Source organism: Streptomyces sp. cmx-18-6, assembly GCF_046548915.1.
Taxonomy (GTDB): Bacteria; Actinomycetota; Actinomycetes; order Streptomycetales; family Streptomycetaceae; genus Streptomyces.
The window spans coordinates 424917-445634 of sequence record NZ_JAEBEP010000006.1; the positions used below are offsets into that span (position 1 = coordinate 424917).

General features: G+C 72.8%; 17 protein-coding genes and 1 pseudogene. 9 read left to right on the forward strand and 9 right to left on the reverse strand.

The window, feature by feature from the left end; genetic code table 11:
* Positions 1 to 39 precede the first annotated feature (39 nt).
* From ACLJPL_RS17355 to ACLJPL_RS17380, 6 genes are all read left to right on the forward strand, one after another.
* On the forward strand, positions 40 to 921 hold the full coding sequence (locus ACLJPL_RS17355; RefSeq protein ID WP_411081729.1) for an amidohydrolase family protein: 882 nt from the start codon (positions 40 to 42) through the stop codon (positions 919 to 921).
* A 91-nt stretch (positions 922 to 1012) separates the two neighbouring features.
* Positions 1013 to 1759 (forward strand): response regulator transcription factor, encoded by a 747-nt coding sequence (locus tag ACLJPL_RS17360; protein WP_411081730.1) that lies wholly within the window; start codon positions 1013 to 1015, stop codon positions 1757 to 1759.
* A gap of 10 nt (positions 1760 to 1769) precedes the next feature.
* Positions 1770 to 3602 (forward strand): sensor histidine kinase, encoded by a 1833-nt coding sequence (locus ACLJPL_RS17365; RefSeq protein WP_411081731.1) that lies wholly within the window; start codon positions 1770 to 1772, stop codon positions 3600 to 3602.
* Between the two features lie 26 nt (positions 3603 to 3628).
* On the forward strand, positions 3629 to 4981 hold the full coding sequence (locus tag ACLJPL_RS17370) for a glycosyltransferase (RefSeq protein ID WP_411081732.1): 1353 nt from the start codon (positions 3629 to 3631) through the stop codon (positions 4979 to 4981).
* Positions 4978 to 7161, forward strand: coding sequence for an ArnT family glycosyltransferase (locus ACLJPL_RS17375; RefSeq protein WP_411081733.1), 2184 nt, complete (start codon positions 4978 to 4980; stop codon positions 7159 to 7161). The genes ACLJPL_RS17370 and ACLJPL_RS17375 overlap by 4 nt, the downstream gene beginning before the upstream one ends.
* 62 nt (positions 7162 to 7223) lie before the next feature.
* Entirely contained in the window at positions 7224 to 7721 is a 498-nt protein-coding gene (locus ACLJPL_RS17380) for a hypothetical protein (protein ID WP_411081734.1), read from the forward strand.
* Between the two features lie 84 nt (positions 7722 to 7805).
* On the opposite strand, the gene ACLJPL_RS17385 is transcribed toward ACLJPL_RS17380, so the two are convergent.
* Positions 7806 to 8777 (reverse strand): endonuclease/exonuclease/phosphatase family protein, encoded by a 972-nt coding sequence (locus ACLJPL_RS17385; protein ID WP_411081791.1) that lies wholly within the window; start codon positions 8775 to 8777, stop codon positions 7806 to 7808.
* Positions 8778 to 9018: 241 nt separating this feature from the next.
* Between ACLJPL_RS17385 and ACLJPL_RS17390 the strand changes: the two genes are divergently transcribed.
* A complete protein-coding gene (locus ACLJPL_RS17390; protein ID WP_411081735.1) occupies positions 9019 to 10602 on the forward strand; it encodes an MFS transporter in 1584 nt (527 codons plus the stop codon).
* Positions 10603 to 10736: 134 nt separating this feature from the next.
* Positions 10737 to 11522 (forward strand): TetR/AcrR family transcriptional regulator, encoded by a 786-nt coding sequence (locus tag ACLJPL_RS17395; protein WP_411081736.1) that lies wholly within the window; start codon positions 10737 to 10739, stop codon positions 11520 to 11522.
* Here ACLJPL_RS17395 and ACLJPL_RS17400 read toward each other — a convergent pair.
* From ACLJPL_RS17400 to ACLJPL_RS17420, 5 genes and pseudogenes are all read right to left on the reverse strand, one after another.
* On the reverse strand, positions 11516 to 12532 hold the full coding sequence (locus ACLJPL_RS17400) for an NAD(P)-dependent oxidoreductase (protein ID WP_411081737.1): 1017 nt from the start codon (positions 12530 to 12532) through the stop codon (positions 11516 to 11518). The two genes, ACLJPL_RS17395 and ACLJPL_RS17400, sit on opposite strands and share 7 nt — an antisense overlap.
* 46 nt (positions 12533 to 12578) lie before the next feature.
* Positions 12579 to 12653 (reverse strand): annotated as a pseudogene (locus tag ACLJPL_RS17405) (PPOX class F420-dependent oxidoreductase); the annotation flags it as partial.
* Positions 12654 to 12716: 63 nt separating this feature from the next.
* Entirely contained in the window at positions 12717 to 13532 is an 816-nt protein-coding gene (locus ACLJPL_RS17410; protein ID WP_411081738.1) for a YceI family protein, read from the reverse strand.
* Positions 13533 to 13828: 296 nt separating this feature from the next.
* Positions 13829 to 16453 (reverse strand): MFS transporter, encoded by a 2625-nt coding sequence (locus tag ACLJPL_RS17415; protein WP_411081739.1) that lies wholly within the window; start codon positions 16451 to 16453, stop codon positions 13829 to 13831.
* 31 nt (positions 16454 to 16484) lie between these two features.
* A complete protein-coding gene (locus ACLJPL_RS17420) occupies positions 16485 to 16997 on the reverse strand; it encodes a MarR family winged helix-turn-helix transcriptional regulator (protein ID WP_411081740.1) in 513 nt (170 codons plus the stop codon).
* A gap of 235 nt (positions 16998 to 17232) precedes the next feature.
* On the opposite strand from ACLJPL_RS17420, the gene ACLJPL_RS17425 reads away from it, so the two are divergent.
* Entirely contained in the window at positions 17233 to 17448 is a 216-nt protein-coding gene (locus ACLJPL_RS17425; protein ID WP_411081741.1) for a hypothetical protein, read from the forward strand.
* 155 nt (positions 17449 to 17603) lie between these two features.
* On the opposite strand, the gene ACLJPL_RS17430 is transcribed toward ACLJPL_RS17425, so the two are convergent.
* From ACLJPL_RS17430 to ACLJPL_RS17440, 3 genes are all read right to left on the reverse strand, one after another.
* Positions 17604 to 18113: a hypothetical protein gene (locus ACLJPL_RS17430; protein WP_411081742.1), complete on the reverse strand. Its 510-nt coding sequence runs from the start codon at positions 18111 to 18113 to the stop codon at positions 17604 to 17606.
* 564 nt (positions 18114 to 18677) lie between these two features.
* Positions 18678 to 19544: an RNA polymerase sigma factor SigF gene (locus tag ACLJPL_RS17435; RefSeq protein WP_336678769.1), complete on the reverse strand. Its 867-nt coding sequence runs from the start codon at positions 19542 to 19544 to the stop codon at positions 18678 to 18680.
* Between the two features lie 234 nt (positions 19545 to 19778).
* Positions 19779 to 20585, reverse strand: a complete 807-nt coding sequence (locus tag ACLJPL_RS17440; protein ID WP_411081792.1) for an RNA polymerase sigma factor SigF — start codon at positions 20583 to 20585, stop codon at positions 19779 to 19781.
* Positions 20586 to 20718 lie beyond the last annotated feature (133 nt).

Sequence of the window (20718 nt, forward strand, 5' to 3'; positions counted from 1 at the left end):
TGACCCCGCCCGAGCCGGGTGGCAGCCGAAGGAGTGCCCGTGGAAGCCAAGAGCGATGACGTCGTGCGGTTCTGGGAACGGCTCGGGATCCCCGGGATCATCGACGTGCACACCCACTTCATGCCCGAACAGGTCCTGCGCAAGGTGTGGGCCTACTTCGACTCCGCCGGGCCGCTCACCGGGCTGGAGTGGCCGATCACCTACCGGTACGAGGAAGAGCAACGGCTGTCCGTACTGCGGTCGTTCGGCGTCCTCCGCTTCACCTCCATGCTCTACCCGCACAAGCCCGGCATGGCCCGCTGGCTCAACGGCTGGGCCGCCGACTTCGCCGCCCGGACGCCCGACTGCCTGCACACCGCGACCCTCTTCCCCGAAGACGGCGTGGAGTTGTACGTGAAGGAGGCCGTCGAGGCGGGGGTGCGCGTCTTCAAGTCGCACCTCCAGGTCGGCGCGTACGACCCCAACGACCCACGCCTGGAACCGGTTTGGGGACTGCTCGCGGAGGCCGGCGTGCCGGTCGTGATGCACTGCGGGTCCGGGCCCGCGCCGGGGAAGCACACCGGACCCGAGCCCATCGGGCGGCTGTTGGCCCGCCACCCCCGGCTGCGGCTGATCGTCGCGCACATGGGGATGCCGGAGTACGCGGAGTTCCTGGCGCTCGCGCAGGCGTACCCGGAGGTGCGGCTCGATACGACGATGGCGTTCACCGACTTCAGTGAGGGGTTCATGCCCTTCCCCAAGGGTGAACGCGGCCGGCTCGCCGACCTCGGGGACCGGATCCTGCTCGGGACCGACTTCCCGAACATCCCCTACCCGTACGCCCACCAGCTGGATGTGCTGGAGCGGCTGGGGCTGGGCGACGACTGGTTGCGGGCGGTCTGCCACGGGAACGCCGCCGCACTGTTCGGGACCTCTGACTAGGGCGACAGGACCTGGAGGTCCGCGCCGCTTTCTCAGGCAATTCACAGAAACGGGTCAGGCTTCTCTCACGGGCGGCTCACAGGCTGGCCCCATGACGACGACCACCGCGCCCCAGGGGCGTACCGAACTGCTCAGGCCGGACCGTACGCCCGTGCGCGTCCTGGTCGTGGACGACGAGGCTCCGCTCGCCGAGCTGCTCTCGATGGCCCTGCGGTACGAGGGCTGGGAGGTGCGCAGCGCCGGGGACGGGGCCGGAGCCGTGCGCGCCGCCCGTGACTTCCGGCCGGACGCGGTGGTGCTGGACGTGATGCTCCCGGACATGGACGGGCTCGCCGTCCTCGGCCGGCTCCGCCGCGAGTACGCCGATGTGCCCGTGCTCTTCCTGACCGCCCGGGACGCCGTGGAGGACCGGATCGCCGGGCTCACGGCGGGCGGCGACGACTATGTGACCAAGCCGTTCAGCCTGGAGGAGGTCGTGGCCCGGCTGCGCGGGCTGATCCGCCGGTCCGGCAGCGCGCTCGCGGCCGGGCGGAGCGGGGCGACGCTGGCCGTGGGGGACCTGCTGCTCGACGAGGACAGCCATGAGGTGAGCCGGGGCGGGGACGCGATCCACCTGACCGCGACGGAGTTCGAGCTGCTGCGGTTCCTGATGCGCAACCCGCGCCGGGTGCTCAGCAAGGCGCAGATCCTGGACCGGGTCTGGAACTACGACTTCGGCGGCCAGGCGAACGTCGTCGAGCTCTACATCTCCTACCTCCGCAAGAAGATCGACGCCGGACGGACGCCGATGATCCACACCCGGCGCGGGGCGGGGTATCTGATCAAGCCCGGTGAGTAGGGGGCCCGCCGTGAAGGCGCCGCGGCGGCCCTGGACCCTGCGGACCCGGCTCGTCGTGGCGGCCGTGTCGCTGATCGCCGTCGTCGCGGCCGTCATCGGGTCCGTCACGGCCATCGCCTTCCACAGCTATATGTACGGCAAGCTCGACGACCAGCTCCACTCCATCGCCGTACGCGCGGAGCGGCCGCCCGGCCCCGATCCGCTGCCCGAGGCCCTGCCCGACGCCTTGCCCCAGGCCCTGCGCGACTCCCTCCGCGACGCCGGACCGCTCGGCTTCGTCGGCGGGGGCGGGCAGCCGCTCGGCACGTTCGGGGCCCTCGTCGACGGCGGGGCCGTCACCGCGTCGAAGGTCGTCGAGGACAGCGGGCTGCGCTCCCAGGAGAGCGCGAAGCCGCTGACCCGGGAACAGCGGCGAGCGCTGGAGGAGGCGGCCCCCGGCGTCGGGGAGGACGCCCGGAGCGTCGATCTTCCCGGGCTCGGCGGCTACCGGGTGGAGGCCGCCACCACCGCCGAGGGCCGCACCGTGCTCGTCGGGATTCCCACCGCCGAGGTGAGCGGGGCGCTGAACACCCTCATCCTCGTCGAGGTCTGCGTCACCGCCGCCGGGCTCATCGCCGCCTCCCTCGCGGGCACCGTCCTCGTCGGCGTGGCCATGCGCCCGCTGCGCCGGATCGCCGCCACCGCCACCCGGGTCGCCGAACTCCCCCTGCACAGCGGTGAGGTGGCGCTCCTCGAACGCGTTCCGGACGCCGAGGCCGACCCCCGTACCGAGGTCGGGCAGGTCGGCGCCGCGCTCAACCGGATGCTGGGGCACGTGGGTTCGGCGCTGGCGGCCCGGCAGGCGAGCGAGACGCGGGTACGGCAGTTCGTCGCGGACGCCAGCCACGAGCTGCGCACCCCGCTGGCCTCGATCCGGGGGTACGCCGAGTTGACCCGGCGCGCCACCGGCGGCGATCCGACTGCGACCGGTCCGACTGCGACCGGTCCGACTGCGACCGGTCCGACTGCGACCGGTCCCACTGCGACCGGTCCGACTACGACCGATCCGACCGCGACCGATCCCACTGCGACCGGTCCGACCGCGACCGGTCCGACCGCGGCCGATCCGGTCACCCGGCACGCGCTGGGGCGGATCGAGTCGGAGGCGGACCGGATGACGGGGCTGGTGGAGGACCTGCTGCTGCTGGCCCGGCTCGACGCCGGACGCCCGCTCTCGTACGGGAGCTACGGGAGCACGGATCTGCTGCCGCTGGTCGTGGACGCGGTCAGCGACGCCCGGGCGGCGGACGCCGTGGGAGGGGCCGCGGGTGCCGCTGGGGCCGCCGCCGCAGAGGTCGCGGGTGCCGTCACAAGCGCCGCGGGTGCCGTGACCGGGGCCGAGGCCCTGCACCGCTGGCGTCTTGAGCTGCCCGACGAACCCGTGACCGTACGCGCCGATCCCGCCCGGCTCCAGCAGGTGCTGGTCAACCTGCTGGCCAACGCCCGCACCCACACCCCGCCGGGGACCACCGTGACCGTCTCCGTACGGCCGCCCGCCCGGAGCACGGCCCCGGTCGTCCTGGAGGTGCGGGACGACGGGCCCGGCATCCCGGCGGAGCTGTTGCCGCACGTCTTCGAGCGGTTCGCGCGCGGGGACGCGTCCCGCTCCCGCGGGGCGGCCACGGGGAAGCCCACCGGCTCCACCGGTCTCGGCCTCGCCATCGTGCAGGCCGTCGTCCGCGCGCACGGCGGTCGCGTACGGGTGGACTCCGCACCGGGCCGGACGGTCTTCGCGGTCGAGCTGCCCGCCGAAGCGGCTCCAGGACACTCACAGGGCAGGGACAGGCTCACCACACCGGGGTGACAGCGCCGTTGGCGAACGTCGGAGCCATGACCACCGACAGCCTCCGGAGCGGCCCCGACGCCAACGGCCGCAGCAGCGGGAACGGCACCGGGGACACCAGAGGGCTGCCGGTCCGGGCGCACCTCCCCGCCGCCCCGGCCGCCGCAGCCTCCGGTGTCCCCGTCCTCGACGTCGTCGTCCCCGTGTACAACGAGGAGAAGGACCTCCGCCCCTGCGTCCTGCGCCTCCACGACCACCTCTCCCGCACCTTCCCGTACGCCTTCCGCATCACCGTCGCCGACAACGCGAGCACCGACGCCACCCCCGCCGTCGCGGCCTCGCTCGCCGCCGAACTGCGCGGGGTGCGGTGCGTACGGCTGGAGGAGAAGGGGCGCGGGCGGGCGCTGCGCACGGTGTGGTCGGGCTCCGACGCGCCGGTCCTCGCGTACATGGACGTCGACCTCTCCACCGACCTCAACGCCCTCCTCCCCCTGGTCGCCCCGCTGATCTCCGGCCACTCCGACCTGGCCATCGGCTCGCGGCTCGCCCGGAGTGCGCGGGTGGTGCGCGGGTCGCGGCGGGAGTTCATCTCGCGCGCCTACAACCTCATCCTGCGCTCCTCCCTCGCCGCCGGCTTCAGCGACGCCCAGTGCGGGTTCAAGGCGATCCGGAGCGAGGTGGCCGCGCGGCTGCTGCCGATGGTGGAGGACAGCGGCTGGTTCTTCGACACCGAGCTGCTGGTCCTCGCCGAACGGGCCGGGCTGCGCATCCACGAGGTGCCCGTCGACTGGATCGACGACCCCGACTCGACCGTCCACATCGTGCGGACGGCCGCCGAGGACCTGAAAGGGGTGTGGCGGGTGGGGCGGGCGCTCGCCGTGGGAGCCCTGCCGCTGGACCGGCTGGCCCGGCCCTTCGGGGACGACCCGCGCGACCGGGCGCTGACCGGGGTGCCGCGCGGACTGGCCCGCCAGCTGGTCGGGTTCTGTGTCGTGGGGGCCCTGTCCACCCTCTTCTACCTCGCCCTGTACTCCCTCTTCCGGCTCGGCGTCGGCCCCCAGGCCGCCAACGGGTGCGCGCTCCTGGTCTCCGCCGTCGCCAACACGGCCGCCAACCGCCGGCTGACCTTCGGCGTACGGGGCCGGGGCGGAGCCGTACGCCATCAGGCCCAGGGGCTCGTGGTCTTCGCCATCGGCCTCGCCCTGACCAGCGGCTCCCTCGCGGCACTGGGCGCGGCCTCCGGATCGCCGTCGCCCGGTTCCCCGTCGCACGGTTCGCCTTCCCACGGTACGGAACTGGCCGTACTGATCACCGCCAACCTCGCGGCCACCGTGCTGCGCTTCCTGCTCCTGCGCGCCTGGGTCTTCCCGGCCCGCGCCGAATCCGAGGACCACCGATGACCACGACCACGACCGCCGCCGCCGCCGCGCCTGCGGCATCCGGCGGCCCCCGCTGGGCACGACCCGCGCTGTACGGGCTCCTCCTGGCGGTCGGACTCGCCTACCTCTCCAACCTCAGCGCCTCCGGTTACGCCAACTCCTTCTACTCCGCCGCCGTCCAGGCGGGCAGCCAGAGCTGGAAGGCGTTCTTCTTCGGCTCGCTGGACTCCGCGAACGCCATCACCGTCGACAAGCCGCCCGCCGCCCTGTGGCCGATGGCCCTGTCGGTACGCCTCTTCGGGCTCAACTCCTGGGCCATCCTGGCCCCTCAGGTCCTGATGGGCGTCGCCACGGCGGCCGTGCTCAACACCGCCGTACGCCGTCGCTTCGGGCCGGTCGCCGGGCTGATCGCGGTGGGCGTGTTCGCGCTGACGCCGGTCGCCGCGCTGATGTTCCGCTTCAACAACCCGGACGCGCTGCTCGCCCTGCTGATGACGGTCACGGTGTGGTGCGTGCTGCGGGCGCTGGAGCGGGGGCGGACGACGTGGCTGCTCTGGGCGGGTGCGGCGGTCGGGCTCGCGTTCCTGACGAAGACCCTCCAGGCGTTCCTGATCCTGCCGCCGCTGGCCGTGCTGTACGCGGTGTGCGCGCCCGTCCCCGTACGGAAGCGGCTCGGCCAACTCGCCCTGTCCGCAGGGGCGGTGGTCGTCGCCGGCGGTTGGTGGACAGCGATAGTGGAGCTGATGCCCGCGTCGTCGCGACCGTACGTCGGCGGCTCGCAGAACAACTCGTTCCTGGAGCTCACCTTCGGCTACAACGGGCTCGGCCGGCTCAACGGCGAGGAGACCGGAAGCGTCGGAGGGGGCGGCGGTGGCCGTGGGGGAGGCGGCTGGGGCGAGACCGGGATCGGGCGGATGGTCAACTCCGAGGTCGGCGGCCAGATCGCGTGGCTGCTGCCCGCCGCGCTGATCCTGCTGCTGGCCGGGCTCTGGCTGACCCGGAAGGCGGCTCGGACCGATGTCGCCCGGGCCGCGTTCGTCGCCTGGGGCGGGGCGCTGGTCATGACGGCGGGCGTGTTCAGCTTCATGGCCGGGATCTTCCACCAGTACTACACGGTGGCCCTCGCCCCGTACATCGCGGCGCTCGTCGCCATGGGCGTGACCGTGCTGTGGGAGGAGCGGGCGGCGTGGTGGCCGAGGGCGGTGCTCGCGGGGACGGTCCTGACGACGGCGACCTGGGCGTACGTCCTGCTGGGCCGCACCCCGGACCACCTGCCGTGGCTGCGGTGGGCGGTGCTCGTGGGCGGGCTGGCGGGGGCGGTCGGGCTGCTGGTCGTGGGCCGGGTGGGGGGCCGGGGCCTGGCCCTCGCCGTGGTGGGGCTGAGCCTCGCGGCCTCGCTGGCGGGCCCGGCGGCGTACACCCTCAGCACCTTGAGCACCGGCCACCAGGGATCGATCGTGACCGCCGGGCCGTCCGGCGGGGGCGGCATGGGCGGTCCCGGGGGCGGTCCTGGTGACGACGGCGGGGGCGGGCGGCGCGGGGGGACGCAGCCGCCTGGCGGGCGGGGGGTGGGAACGCCTCCCGGGCAGGGGCAGGGGCAGGGACAGGCGCAGGCGCAGGGACAGGGCCAGGCGCAAGGCCAGGGTCAGGGCCAGGCGCAAGGCCAGGGCAACGGGCCGGACGGGATGCCCGCCATGCCCGGCGGAACGGCCCCCGGCGGCACCGCCCCCGGCGGCACCGCCCCCGGCGGCACCGCTCCCGGCGGAACGGGAGAGGGCATGAGGCCCGGAGGCGGCGGCATGGGCGGGCTGCTCAACGGCGCGTCCGTCTCCACCGAGGCGAAGGCGCTCCTGGAGAAGGACGCCGACGACTACACCTGGACCGCCGCCGCCATCGGCGCACAGAACGCGGCCGGCTACCAACTCGCCACCGGCGCACCGGTGATGGCCATCGGCGGCTTCAACGGCAGCGACCCCTCCCCGACACTCGCGCAGTTCAAGCGGTACGTGGCGGAGGGCAGGGTCCACTACTTCGTCTCGGGCGGCGGCATGGGCGGAGCCGGTGGAGGCGGTGGCATGGGCGGCGGTGGCATGGGCGGCTCCGGGACGGCCTCGCAGATTTCCTCCTGGGTGACGGAGAACTTCACCGAGGTCACCGTGGGCAGCGCGGTCTTCTACGACCTGACGCGGCCGGTGACGTAGGCGTGAGGTTTATCCGGTAGGAGCCTCGGGTGCGCGGCTCGCATACTGGTCCAGTGAGTTCGATGTCCACGCACCGCCGGTTCCGGGACCCCCGGCGCACGAAGTACGACTTCCTGACGTCGGTTCTCGTGCACTGCCCCGGCTGCGGCAAGGTCGCGCACGTCGGTCCGGCCCCGGACCCGTCCGGGGTGCCCGACCAGCGCCTCTACGGGCGGAGGCGTCTCGTTTGCCGGAGCTGCGGGCTGGTGAGGAACGGGAGCGGTGGCGCTGTGGCCCTGCACCGGGACCGGCATGCGCCGGCCACAGACCCGCATTTCGCTGTGCGGCTCTGGTTGCAGACCGAGACCCGGCACGGGTGGGTGTGGGCCTACAACCTGGAACACCTCGACGTGATCAGGCGATTCGTGCAGGCATCGCTGCGTGAGGGTGTCCCCTGGCACGAGCAGGGCCGAAGGATGACCGTGGTGGCGCGCCTGCCTGCATGGATGCAGCAGGCCAAGAACCGCGACGAGGTGCTGCGGGCCATCGCCCGCATCCACGCCTCACTGCTGCGCACCTGACCTCGTCCTCAGCCGGTTCGCCGCGCATGAGCTTGGCTGAAGCCGCAGCCGGCGACGCCGGTATTCAGCCGCGCACCCGTCGACTCACCGCCCCTGCTCCTGCTCCTGCTCCTGCCCCTGCTCCTGCCCCTGCCCCCGCCCCTGTTCCTGCCCCCGCCCCCGCCGCAGCTCCAGGTCCGCGACGACCGCCCGGTGGTCCGAGGCGACGCTCGCGGGCACCCAGGCGTCCCGCACCGCGATCCCCCCGCGCGCCCCGCCGCCCTTCGACACCGCGACGTAGTCGATCCGCTTGACCGGGTCCCGCGCCGGGAAGGTCGGGGCCCCCGGGTCGGCGTCCGTCAGCCGCTCCCACAGCGGGGCGAGCTCCGGGGCTCCGGGTTCCGCGTTGAAGTCCCCGAGCAGGATCTCGCGGCCCCGGTCCACGCCCATGATCCGGCGGGTGTCGGCGACCTGGGCGACGCGTACGGCGGGGTCCGGGCGGTAGTCGAGGTGGGTCACGTACACGTGCACGGGCAGCCCCTTCACCCGTACGACCACCTCACCGAACCCCGGGGCGGGGGCGGGCGCCGGGTGCGGGCCCGGGTTCTGGGTCGAGAGGCGGGTGATCTCGTGGTTCTCGGCGCTCTCGATCCGGTACCGCGACAGCACCGCCACCCCGTACTCCGCACGCGGGCCGCCCGGTTCGGCGGGGTCCAGGCTGTAGATCGGGGCGAAGAACACGTGCATGCGCAGCCGCTCGGCCAGCTCGGCCGCGAGATCCCGCCACTCGCTGCGACCGCCCCAGTGCCGGTCGACCTCCTGAAGCCCGATCACATCGGCGTCCAGCGAGCGCAACGCGGCTGTCTGGCGGTCGAGATCGAAGACGTCGTCCATCCCCGCCCCGGCGTGGATGTTGTACGTGGCCACCCGCAGTGGCACGGCACGGACGGGATGCGAACCGGCCGGCGCGCCGGCGGCGGAGGCGGTCGGCGGGAGTGAGGAACCCAACAGAGCTGCGAAGAAGAGGAGTTGAGTAACAGGCTTGATGCGACGGGCTCGGCAGCGACGCGGCGACATGGCTCTTGCTCTCATGGCTCTCATGGCCCTCATGGCTCTCCAACCGGCCGGGAATCGCGCACTGTGTCAGGTCGGGTCAGCGTCGACGACCGTACCGCCCGGGCGTCGATCGGCCCACCGTCGCGGCCGCCCGGATATCGACTTGTACGCCGTATAGGTGCTGCCTTACGGTGTCTGACGATCGCGTCCTATACACCGTAGAACTCCGGGTCGCACCGGAGTCCGAGGAGCAGGAGCCCGCATGACGGCGCCCGCCGCACAGCGAAACGAACTCGCCTCCCAGGCCCACCCGCAGCGCTGGCTGATCCTCGGCGTCATCTGTCTCGCCCAGCTCACCGTGCTGCTCGACAACACCGTCCTCAACGTCGCGATCCCCTCCCTCACCACGGAGCTGAACGCCTCCACCGCCGACGTCCAGTGGATGATCAACGCCTACTCGCTCGTCCAGTCCGGTCTGCTGCTCACGGCGGGCAGCTCCGCCGACCGCTACGGGCGCAAGAAGATGCTGCTGGTGGGCCTCGCCCTGTTCGGCGTCGGTTCGCTGGTGGCCGGGCTCGCCCAGTCCTCCGGCCAGCTCATCGCGGCCCGCGCGGGCATGGGCGTCGGCGGCGCGCTGCTGCTCACCACCACGCTCGCCGTCGTGGTGCAGATCTTCGACGACGCCGAGCGGGTCAAGGCGATCGGCATCTGGTCGACCGTCAGCTCCCTCGGGTTCGCCGCCGGGCCGCTCGTCGGCGGAATCGTGCTCGACCACTTCTGGTGGGGTGCGATCTTCCTCATCAACATCCCGGTCGCCGTGATCGGCCTGGTCGCCGTCGTCCGGCTCGTACCGGAGTCCAAGAACGCGCGGGGGGAGCGGCCCGACCTGCTGGGCGCGCTGCTGTCCACGATCGGCATGACCGCCGTCGTGTTCGCGATCATCTCGGGCCCCGAACACGGCTGGGGGTCCGGCCGGGTGCTGCTGACGGCGTTCGTCGGGGCCGCCGTGCTCGCCGGGTTCGTCCTGTGGGAGCTGCACATCCCGCACCCGATGCTCGACATGCACTTCTTCCGGAACCAGAAGTTCATCGGCGCGGTGGCGGGCGCGGTCCTGGTCGCCTTCGGGATGGGCGGCTCCCTCTTCCTGCTCACGCAGCACCTTCAGTTCGTGCTGGGGTACGGGCCGCTGGAGGCGGGTCTGCGTACGGCGCCGATGGCGCTCACCGTGGTCGCCCTCAACCTGACCGGCCTGGGCGCCCGGCTCGTCCCGAAGATGGGGACGCCCGCCACGATCGCGGCCGGGATGAGCTGCCTGGCGGCCGGTCTCGCGGCCATCGCGGTGCTGGGGCGGCACGGGTACGGCGGCATGCTGCTCGGCCTCGTCGTGATGGGCGCGGGGATCGCCCTCGCGATGCCCGCGATGGCCAACGCCATCATGAGCGCCATCCCGCCGGAGAAGGCCGGGGTGGGCGCGGGGGTCAACGGCACGCTCGCGGAGTTCGGCAACGGGCTGGGGGTCGCGGTGCTCGGGGCGGTCCTGAACATCCGGTTCGCCGCCCTCGTGCCGGCCGCGGTCGGCGCGGCCTCCCTGCCGGCCGCGCTGGCCGCCGCCGGGACTCCGGGCGAGCGCGAGACGATCAGGGACGCCTTCGCCTCCGGTCTGGAGACCAGCCAACTGGTCGGCGCGGTCGCCGTGCTGGCGGGCGGACTGCTCGCGGCGATGCTGCTGCGCCGGGCGGAGCGGGTGGAGGCGGCAGGGGCAGCAGGGGCGGCTGAGGCTTCTGGGGCCGGCGGGGCGGCTGAGGTGGCCGCAGGCCGGGCAGACTCGTCGGGGCCGGCGGCATAGCATCGGAGGGGAGGCGCGTACCGGGCGGTAGGCGTCCGTCGCGCCCCCCCTGCCCTTCCCGCAGGACCGTACCGGCGGGCGGTCCAGCAGGACCGTACCGGCGGGCGGTCCCCGCAAGACGAGGAGAGTGCGCCATGGTGTCCGCGTCCGACCCGGTGAAGAACCCCGCGCGGACCAGCGTGTGGATCGACCGCACGACTCCCGCGCGCTCCCGCAGGTCCGACTCACCGGCGGGCCTGGACCGGAACCGGATCACCGAGGCGTCGGTGCGGCTGCTGGACGCCGAGGGCCTCGCCAAGTTCTCCATGCGCCGGCTCGCCGCCGAGCTGGACGTCACCGCGATGTCCCTCTACTGGTACGTCGACACCAAGGACGACCTCCTGGAGCTCGCGCTCGACTCGGTCTACGCGGAGGTCGCCCCGCCGGGCCAGGACGGCGACTGGCGGGAGCGGTTGCGCGCGTTCGCCCGCAGCTACCGCGAACTGCTCGTCCGCCACATCTGGGTCTCCCCGCTGGCCGGGACCTACCTCAACATCGGCCCGAACTCGGTGCTGTTCTCGTCCGCCGTCATGGACGTCATCCGGGCCACCGGCCTGCCCCTGGAACGGCAGACGGGCGCGCTCGCGGCGGTCTTCCAGTTCGTGTACGGATTCGGCACCGTCGAGGGCCACTTCAAGGCGCGGTGCGACGCGGCCGGGCTCACCCAGGACGAGGCCCACCGGCAGGCGATGGGCACGATCCGGGCCCAGCCGCACCTGCGGGGAATCGTCGAGTCCTCCGACGACCTGATGGCGGCGCGGGGCGGCGACACGGTGGAGGAGATGCGCGAGCGGGACTTCGACTTCGCGCTGGACCTGCTGATCGCGGGCATCGAGACGATGAGCGAACGGACCGGGCCCCCGACGACGGCCGCTCAGTAACCGCGCCCCACGTCCACCGCCAGCCCGGGGCGGCGGCCCTCCCGCACCGCCTCCCAGCACGCGGCGAAGTCCCCGGCCACGTCCGCGTCGGCGGTGATCCCGGCGGAGTGCGAGGTGATCACCGTACGGGGCAGTCGCCAGACCGGGTCCTCGGGCGCGGCCGGCTCCTCCGGCAGCACGTCCAGCACCGCGCGCCGCACCCCACCGCCCCGCAGCGCGGTCTCCAGCGCCCCCGTGTCCACCGTCGCGCCCCGCCCCACGTTGACGAACGTCGCCCCCCGCAACGCCGCGAACCGGCCCGCCCCGAAGAAGCCCTCCGTCGCCCCGGTCAACGGCAGCGCGGCGATCACCCACCGCGCCCCCGCCAACTCCTCGGCGTCCTCGTCCGCCCCGATCACCCGGTCGAAGCCCACCGGCGGCGGCCCACTCCGCGCGGCGCGGGCCACGCCCACCGTGCGCACACCACAGCCGCGCAACAGCCCGGCGACGGCCGCACCGATGCGCCCGGAGCCGTAGACCAGGGCGGTCTGCCCGGCGATCAGCTCCGAGGGGCGGCGGGCCCACTCGGCCCGGGCGTGCTGGGCGGCGAACTCGGGGACGGACTGGCACTCGGCGAGCACCCAGGCCAGGACGTACTGGGCGATCCGCTCGCCCATCCGCCCCACGGTCCGGGTGAGCAGCGCCCCGGCGGGCCAGGGACCGGCGGCGAGCAGGGCGTCCGTACCAGCGTTGACGCTGTGGAACCAGAGCAGCTTGTCCGAAGCCGTCGCGTCTGCGGCCGACGCCCGCAACGCGTCGGGCAGCGCGGCCCCGACGCAGAGGAGAGGACCACCAGCCGCTTCCCCGCAGAGGAGAGGACCACCAGCCGTCCCCCCGCCCTCCAGGGGCTCGGCCGCCCGCCCGGTGATCCGCTCCAACTCCCGTACGAGAGAGGCGCTCAGCTCCTCCGAGACCAGCAGCCGGGCCCGCGCGAGGAGTTCCGGCGCGGGCGCCCCCGGGCCCTCAGACACCCCGGCCACTCAGCAGGATCGCCCGGGGCCGGGGCCGGGGCCGGGGCCGGGTCCGGGGCCTTACGCACGCCGGCAACTCATCCAGGTCCACGGCGGTGTTGGTCGCGATGTTCGGAGCCATGCCCACCACCCTACGACCGGCCACGAGTCCACCGGGGGCAGCGGACCGCCGCATCCCCGCCGGCTATCCGGGCAGCACCGCGCCCTGGACCGCCTGGATGTCCAGCTCCACGCGCAGGGTGGTCCCGATCGCGGAGATCCCGGCCTGGACGACCTGGTTGTAGTTCATCGCGAAGTCGTCGCGGCGCAGTTCGGCGGTGGCGTGGAAGGCGGCGCGCACCCCGCCCCACGGGTCGGGCCCGGTGCCGAGGTAGGTCAGGTCAAGGTCGACCGGGCGGGAGACGCCGCGCATGGTCAGCTCGCCGTGGACGGTCCAGCGGTCGGGGCCGGCCGGAGCGAGGCCGGTGGAGCGGTAGGTGATCTCCGGGTAGCGGTCCACGTCCAGGAAGTCGGGCGAGCGCAGGTGCTTGTCCCGCATGCCGTTGCCGGTGTCGATGCCGGCCGCGCCGATCACCGCGTCGACCCGGGAGCGGGTGACGTCCTCCGCGATCTCGATCCGGCCGCCGAAGTCGGTGAACCGGCCGCGCACGCTGGAGATCCCCAGGTGCTGCGCGACCGCGCCGACCGAGGAGTGGGCCGGGTCCAGCGACCACGTGCCCGGCGGCGGGAGCTCCACCCCGCCCTGGCGGGCCAGCACGATCTGCCCGCCCTCGATGCGGCCGCTCGCCGTGACGAGGGCGGTGGAGGCGGCGGGGGCGTACCCGACCGCCGTGACGATCACCGTGTACGCGCCGGCCGGCAGCGAACCGTCCGTGCGGACGGCCCCGTCCCCGTCGGCGGCGGCCCGCAGCACCTGGGCGCCGGTCATGTCGGTGACCGTCACGACGGCGTGCTGGACCGCCCAGCCGTCCCGCGTCCGTACCTGTGCGCGAAGTCCCATCCTTATCCCTGTCCCTCTCCTAGCTCCATGACCCTCACGGGTCACATGAGTCGGGCCCCGGGGCGGGCGCGGCAGGCCGTCCCCTGCCCGCCGTACCCGCCACCGGGGCCCATTTCCACCCGGCCGCGACAGCCTCTCCGCAAGAAGTGCCGTCCGACCAGGGGTCTTCGCGATCCCTTCACGTGCTGGAGGGATCAATTCGCAGGAACCGATTCGCGGGAACCCCTTCGCAGGAACCGATTCGCGCGAACCGATTCACGGGAAGCGATTCGCAGGAACCGATTCGCGGGAATCGATCACTCGCCCGGGTGGGCGAGTTCGATGTCATGGCCGTCGACTCCCGTACCCGACACGGTGAGGGGGCCGGCCACCGGCGGGTAGCCGGTCGCCATGACCGTGTACTCGCCCGCGTCCAGGTCGGTGAAGGCGTACGCGCCGTCCTCGCCGGTCGTCGCCGTGGCGACCACGTTGCCCGCCGCGTCGATCAGCGTGACCCGGGCGTCGGCCAGCGGGCTCCGGGCGGACCCGGCCCGTACGACGCCCCGGACCAGCGCACCGGACCGGAGCGCGGCCTCGACCCGGGTGACTCCCTGGCCGCCGATCTCCACCGGCAGCGCCAGCGGGCGGAACCCGGCCGCGTTGACCGCGACGGTCACGGAGCCCGGGATCAGCTCGCCGAACGCGAACTCGCCCGTACCGCCGGACGTCCCGGTGGCCAGCACATCGCCCCGTACGTCGGTGACGATGACCATCGCGCCCCCGACCGGCGCACCGGACTCGGCGGCCCTTACGGTTCCGGCCAGTCCGCTCGTACCGGAGAGCAGGATGTCGAAGGCCAGCGGGGCGTCGCCGACGACCACCGTGGACGCCTGCGGCTGGAAACCATCGGCGGAGGCGATCAGGACGTAGCTGCCGGGGGCCGGCGCGTCCAGGGTGTAGCCGCCGTCCGCCCGGGCGACGGAACGCCCCAGCTGCCGGCCGCCGAGCGAGATGAGCGTGACCGCCGCGCGGGCGACCGGAGCGCCCTCCGCGCCGCGCACCACACCCTGCACGGGCGTTCCCTGGACGGTCTCGGACATGGTGTACGAGGTCACGGCATCGGCCGTGTCGACCGAGGTGACCCCGGCGACCGCGCCTTCGGAGACGAGCCGGGCAGCACCGACAGCGGCCGGAACCTCCGCTTCGGCAGGAGCGGTCGCCGGGGCGGCCTCCGAGGCGGTCTCGTGGAGAGCGGTCTCCGTCTGCGGGCTGTCGTTCTGCGGGCTGTCGTTGTGCGAGGTGTCGTTCCGCGGGCTGTCGTTCCCGGCGCTGGTCTTCAGAGCGACCTCCTTGATGAAGATCGTCACGATGAAGGCGATGAGCGCGCACGGAGCGGCGTAGAGGAAGACGTCGCCGACGCCGTGCCCGTACGCGGCCTCCATGACCGTACGGAAGGGCTCGGGCAGCTTGTCCAGGTCGGGGATGCCCCCGCCGCCCGTACCGCCGTGGCCGAAGGCGGCGCCCTCGGGGCCGAGTGCGGCGAGGCCGTCCTTGACGTAGTGGGTGACGCGGTTGCCGAGGACGGCGCCGAGCGCCGAGACGCCGATCGCGCCGCCGAGGGACCGGAAGAAGGTGACGACGGAGCTCGCGGAGCCGAGGTCCTCGGGAGCGACCTGGTTCTGCGTGGCGAGGACCAGGTTCTGCATCATCATGCCGATGCCGAGGCCCATGACGAACATGTAGACCGCGACGTGCCAGTACTCGGTGTCGTACCGGATCGTGCCGAGCAGCCCGAGCCCCGCCGTGACCAGGAAGCCGCCGGTGACCAGCCATGCCTTCCAGCGGCCGGTCTTGGTGATGACCTGGCCGGAGATGGTCGAGGAGAGGAAGAGGCCCGCGATCATCGGGATGGTCATGACGCCGGACATCGTCGGCGACTTGCCGCGAGCGAGCTGGAAGTACTGGCTGAAGAAGACCGTGCCCGCGAACATCGCGATGCCGACGAACAGCGAGGCGATCGACGCCAGCGTGATGGTGCGGTTGCGGAAGAGGCGCAGCGGGATGATCGGCTCGGCGGCCCGCGACTCGATGAGGACGAAGATCAGGCCGAGCAGGACCGAGCCCGCGACCATCACGTACGTCTGCCACGACAGCCAGTCGTACTTGTCACCCGCGAAGGTCACCCAGACCAGCAGCAGCGACACGGCGGCGCTGATGAAGAACGCGCCGGACCAGTCGACCTTGACGCCCTCGCGCTTGACGACCGGGAGCTTCAGGGTCTTCTGGAGCACGATGAGGGCGATGATCGCGAAGGGCACGCCCACGTAGAAGCACCAGCGCCAGCCCATCCAGCTGGTGTCGGTGATGACACCGCCGAGCAGCGGGCCGCCGACCGTCGCGACCGCGAAGACCGCGCCGAGGTAGCCGCTGTAGCGGCCGCGCTCGCGCGGGGCGATCATCGCGGCCATGACGATCTGCGCGAGGGCGGAGAGACCGCCGACGCCGATGCCCTGGACGACGCGGCAGGCGATGAGCATGCCGCTGCTGGTCGACAGACCGGCGACGACCGATCCCAGGACGTAGATGATCAGTGCTATCTGGACCAGCAGCTTCTTGCTGAACAGGTCCGAGAGCTTGCCCCAGAGCGGGGTGGTGGCGGTCATGGCCAGCAGCGAGGCCGTGACGACCCAGGTGTAGGCGCTCTGGCCGCCGCCGAGGTCGGAGATGATCTCGGGGAGGGCGTTGGAGACGACCGTCGACGACAGAATCGCGACGAACATGCCGAGCAGCAGCCCGGTCAGCGCTTCCATGATCTGCCGGTGTGTCATCGGCGCGCCGTCGGAGACCGCGGAGCCGGCGGAGCCGCTGCGGCCCCCGTGACCTCCGTGGCCGCCGTGCTTGGCGTGGCCGCCCCGCACACCGGTGGGTGTGGTCGTAGCCATTGAGTTCCTTATCCGTGCGTATTTGCTTCTGTTACACAGGTGTACGGGTGTACGCGTCGTCGTCGAGCCCGTTCCGGCACTCGCCGGTGTGGCTTCCGGGGGCGCAGCCACCGGGTCCGCGGCAGGCGAAGCTGTCGCGGAGCCGGGACAGCAGCGCGTTGAGCCGGCCGACGTCCTCGTCGGACCAGTCGACGAGATTGCGGGCGAACATCTCGGTCGTCCGCCGCGTCAGCTCGTCGAGCTGCGCGTGACCGCCGGGGGTCAGCCGCAGGATGCGGGACCGCTTGTCCGCCGGGTCCGGGGACCGTTCGATCCAGCCGTGCTCGGCCACATGGGCCACGTGGCGACTGGTGACCGACAGGTCCACGGCCATCAGTTCGGCGAGTCTGCTGATCCGCATCTCGCCGTGCCGGTCCAGGAGCGCCAGCACGGTGGCGGAGCCGCCGGGGCACTCGGGGGGCAGTGCGCGGGAGAGTCCCCGCTTGACGGCCCCGATGGCGTTGAGCTGCCGGGCCAGTTCCTCGTACCGACTCCGTGCGGCCACGGGACCCCCCAACGCACTGGTGCATAGGTGCTGCGTATGTTGTTGCTTAGGGCAACCATAGAAGCCGTTGGTTGCTACAGGCAAACGAAAACGGGCTTGCAGAAGTAAAGGAACGCAAAAGCCTCCGTAGGGTCCCGGTCAAGCCCGGATTCCCGGTGTCCTGGCGCTGTTCGGAGGGGGCGTCGGGTGGCCCGGGGGTTGGGCGGGGGGCCCGAGTTCGCTAGGGTCCTGCCCCATGGCACACAACCCCCACGCCCCTCAGCCGGGCCCCGAGGGCACCCCTGATCCGGCGGGCAGCACGCAGATGTTCCGCGCCTTCGTCGACGAGGGCGAGCCGCAGCGCCGGGCGCAGCCGGCCGCGACGTCGTCCGGGCCGAGAGCCGGGGTGATCGCGGCGATCGTCGCGGTCGTCGTCGTCCTCGGCGCGGTGGCGTGGCTCGCGCTGCGTTGACGCACGGACCGACCGCACGACGTATGACCACCTGAACGCCCGTGGGGCGGACGGCGGAACCGCGCAGGCGGGCCCGCCATCCGCCCCACGGGCGTTTCCGCGCGCTCTCTCGTCGCCTCTGGACCTCACTCCCACACGGCCGTCACCCCTGGACCTCACTCCCACACGGCGGAGACGTCCTGGGTCTCGACGCGCATGCCCAGGGGAACGCGCCAGGACTCCACGCAGACGGTGTACGTCTCCGAGCGCGTCGAACCGCCCGCGATGGGCGCGGGCAGCGACTGGCTGGTTCTGATGGTGGCCCAGTCGACGCCCAGGGCCCCGATGATGTGCGTGGCGAAGGTGACGGTCCCCGAACGGGCGGGGGAGCCGCCGGTGTTGCGGAACTCCACGGTGACCCTCTCGCACCACCGCTTGTCCGCCGGCGCGCGCTGCGGGGCGCTGAGCTTCAGGGCGGGTGGGGTGGGGGGTGGGGCGGGTTTGCCGGGTGGAGGGGTGGGTTTGCCGCCTCCGCCGCCGCCGGGCTTGGGGCTGCTGGGCTTGCCTGGCTCGCCGGGCGTCGAGGGGGTGCCGGGCTTCGGGGGCTTGGCGGGTTTCGGGCCGGGGCCGGGGCCGGGGCTCGTGCCGGTGGCGGCCCCGGGCCCTGCGGTGGGGCCGCCGGCCACTCCCGTACGTTCTCCGCTTTCGCTTCCGCTTCCGTTTCGGCTCCCGCTGCCTTGCGGGCCGGTGCCGGGGGGGCTGCGCCGCTGGGCCTCCCGTACGCCCATCGGCCGCGTCAGCGCCTCCGGTGCCTCCGGTGCTGCCCGGGCCTCCGGCGGGCGGCGAGGAGGCTCCGGGGCTCCGGCCGTCCCCGCGTCCCCCGGCTCCGCCCCCGCTCTCCTCCGCGCCCGCACCGTCCAACGGGACCAGCGTCACTTCCCCGGAAGGTCCCCCGCCCCCGCCCGTGGATCGCTCGGGCCCCCCGCCGGCCGCGCCCACCGCCACGTAACCGTCACCACGCCCCGGCCCGCCCCCGCAGCCGACCAGGAGGCCGCCGCCCAGACACAGCGCGGCCGCCGAGGCGACGATCACGGTGCCTCGGCGGCCGTTCGGCGTGCTTGGCCGGCGTATCTGACGTGGCTGAGGTGTCTGACGCATCTGACGTCGCATCGCGCCAGTGTGTCTGACGGTCCGTCAAATCAGAACCCTCGTGCACGGTCTCACCGTGCGACCGGGCTCCCGCCCTGCCCTCAGTCCGAGATGAGCCCTTCCCTGAGCTGGGCGAGGGTGCGGGTGAGCAGCCGGGAGACGTGCATCTGGGAGATGCCGACCTCCTCGCCGATCTGCGACTGGGTCATGTTGGCGAAGAAGCGCAGCATGATGATCTGCCGCTCGCGCGGGGCGAGTTTGGCCAGCAGGGGCTTCAGCGACTCGCGGTACTCGACGCCTTCCAGCGCCGCGTCCTCGTACCCCAGGCGGTCGGCGAGGGAGCCCTCGCCGCCGTCGTCCTCGGGCGAGGGGGAGTCGAGCGAGGAGGCGGTGTACGCGTTGCCCACGGCGAGGCCGTCGACCACGTCCTCCTCGGAGACCCCGAGGGCTCTGGCGAGCTCCGGCACGGTCGGGGAGCGGTCGAGCTTCTGCGCGAGCTCGTCGCTGGTCTTGGTCAGCGCGAGCCGCAGCTCCTGGAGGCGGCGGGGCACCCGCACGGACCAGGAGGTGTCGCGGAAGAAGCGCTTGATCTCGCCGACGACGGTGGGCATCGCGAACGTCGGGAACTCCACGCCCCGTTCGCAGTCGAACCGGTCGATCGCCTTGATCAGGCCGATCGTGCCGACCTGGACGATGTCCTCCATCGGTTCGTTACGGCTCCGGAACCGCGCCGCGGCGTAACGCACCAGCGGGAGGTTGAGCTCGATGAGTGTGTCCCGCACATAGGTCCGCTCCGGACTGTCCGTTCCCTCGGGACCCGAAGCGGGGCCGAGCGCGGCGAGCCGCAGGAACAGGGAGCGGGACAGAGTGCGGGTGTCGATGGCTTCCGGCGAGCTGGTGAGCACGGCGGGTGCCGGCACGCTCTTCGTGAGCGTGAGCACCTTCGAGCTGCCCTGTTCTGCGGACATGCCACCCCCTTGAGGTCGCGGACGGTCGCGGTGGCCGCGACCATCGGAGGAACGCAGCCTCCACCTGAATACCGGAGGTGGGGCTGCGGCAAACGCGCTTCGAGCAGAATGTCACATGTCGGCAACACGCTGTAGTGACATGTCGACAAGTCAGCGCTGAATCTGCCCTGGAAACAGGGGGTGTGAGCCTTTTACGCCGCCAGAAGTGAACTCTTTGGGGTCTACCCGTTCCAGCTACGCTTCGATCCTGTTTGCGGACCTCAGTCGGGCGAAACTTCGGGCCAGGAGCCTTGACACGTGCATCTGGGAGACGCCGAGTTCGGCGCTGATCTGAGACTGGGTCAAGTTGCTGTAGTAGCGCAGGAGAAGGATGCGCTGCTCGCGCTCGGGAAGCTGGACGAGGAGGTGGCGTACGAGGTCGCGGTGCTCGACTCCGGCCAGCGCGGGGTCCTCGTAGCCGAGCCGGTCGAGCAGCCCGGGCAGCCCGTCGCCCTCCTGCGCCGCCTCCAGGGAGGTCGCGTGGTACGAGCGTCCCGCCTCGATGCAGGCGAGCACCTCGTCCTCGGAGATCTTCAGCCGCTCGGCGATCTCGGCGGTGGTGGGGGAGCGTCCGTGAGCGGTCGTCAGGTCCTCGGTCGCGCCGGTGACCTGGACCCAGAGCTCGTGCAGCCGGCGGGGGACGTGGACGGTGCGGACGTTGTCGCGGAAGTAGCGCTTGATCTCGCCGACGACGGTGGGCATCGCGAAGGTGGGGAACTGGACGCCGCGTTCCGGGTCGAAGCGGTCGATGGCGTTGATCAGGCCGATGGTGCCGACCTGGACGACGTCCTCCATCGGCTCGTTGCGGCTGCGGAAGCGGGCGGCGGCGTACCGGACGAGGGGGAGGTTCGCCTCGATGAGGGCGGCCCGGACGCGGCCGTGTTCCGGGGTGCCGGGCTCCAGGTCCTTGAGCCGGCCGAAGAGCACCTGGGTGAGGGCCCTGGTGTCGGCCCCGCGGGTTCTGGCGGGCGGGGTGGTGGGGTCCGGGGTCTCGGTCTGGATCTCCTCGGCCGGGGCGGCGCGGGGGGCGTGAGCGGCGGGGGCGGTGGGGGCGGTGGCCTGGACGGCCTGCGCGCCGGTCTGGGCGCCGGTCTGTGTGCCGGCCCGCGTACTGGCCTGGGCGGTCTGAGCGGTG

Coding starts and splice junctions, on each gene's coding strand:
- ACLJPL_RS17360 (WP_411081730.1), top strand. CDS start 1,013: ATGACGACGACCACCGCGCCCCAGGGGCGTACCGAACTGCTCAGGCCG.
- ACLJPL_RS17370 (WP_411081732.1), top strand. CDS start 3,629: ATGACCACCGACAGCCTCCGGAGCGGCCCCGACGCCAACGGCCGCAGC.
- ACLJPL_RS17375 (WP_411081733.1), top strand. CDS start 4,978: ATGACCACGACCACGACCGCCGCCGCCGCCGCGCCTGCGGCATCCGGC.
- ACLJPL_RS17380 (WP_411081734.1), top strand. CDS start 7,224: ATGTCCACGCACCGCCGGTTCCGGGACCCCCGGCGCACGAAGTACGAC.
- ACLJPL_RS17385 (WP_411081791.1), bottom strand. CDS start 8,777: ATGTCGCCGCGTCGCTGCCGAGCCCGTCGCATCAAGCCTGTTACTCAA.
- ACLJPL_RS17390 (WP_411081735.1), top strand. CDS start 9,019: ATGACGGCGCCCGCCGCACAGCGAAACGAACTCGCCTCCCAGGCCCAC.
- ACLJPL_RS17395 (WP_411081736.1), top strand. CDS start 10,737: ATGGTGTCCGCGTCCGACCCGGTGAAGAACCCCGCGCGGACCAGCGTG.
- ACLJPL_RS17410 (WP_411081738.1), bottom strand. CDS start 13,532: ATGGGACTTCGCGCACAGGTACGGACGCGGGACGGCTGGGCGGTCCAG.
- ACLJPL_RS17415 (WP_411081739.1), bottom strand. CDS start 16,453: ATGGCTACGACCACACCCACCGGTGTGCGGGGCGGCCACGCCAAGCAC.
- ACLJPL_RS17425 (WP_411081741.1), top strand. CDS start 17,233: ATGGCACACAACCCCCACGCCCCTCAGCCGGGCCCCGAGGGCACCCCT.
- ACLJPL_RS17435 (WP_336678769.1), bottom strand. CDS start 19,544: ATGTCCGCAGAACAGGGCAGCTCGAAGGTGCTCACGCTCACGAAGAGC.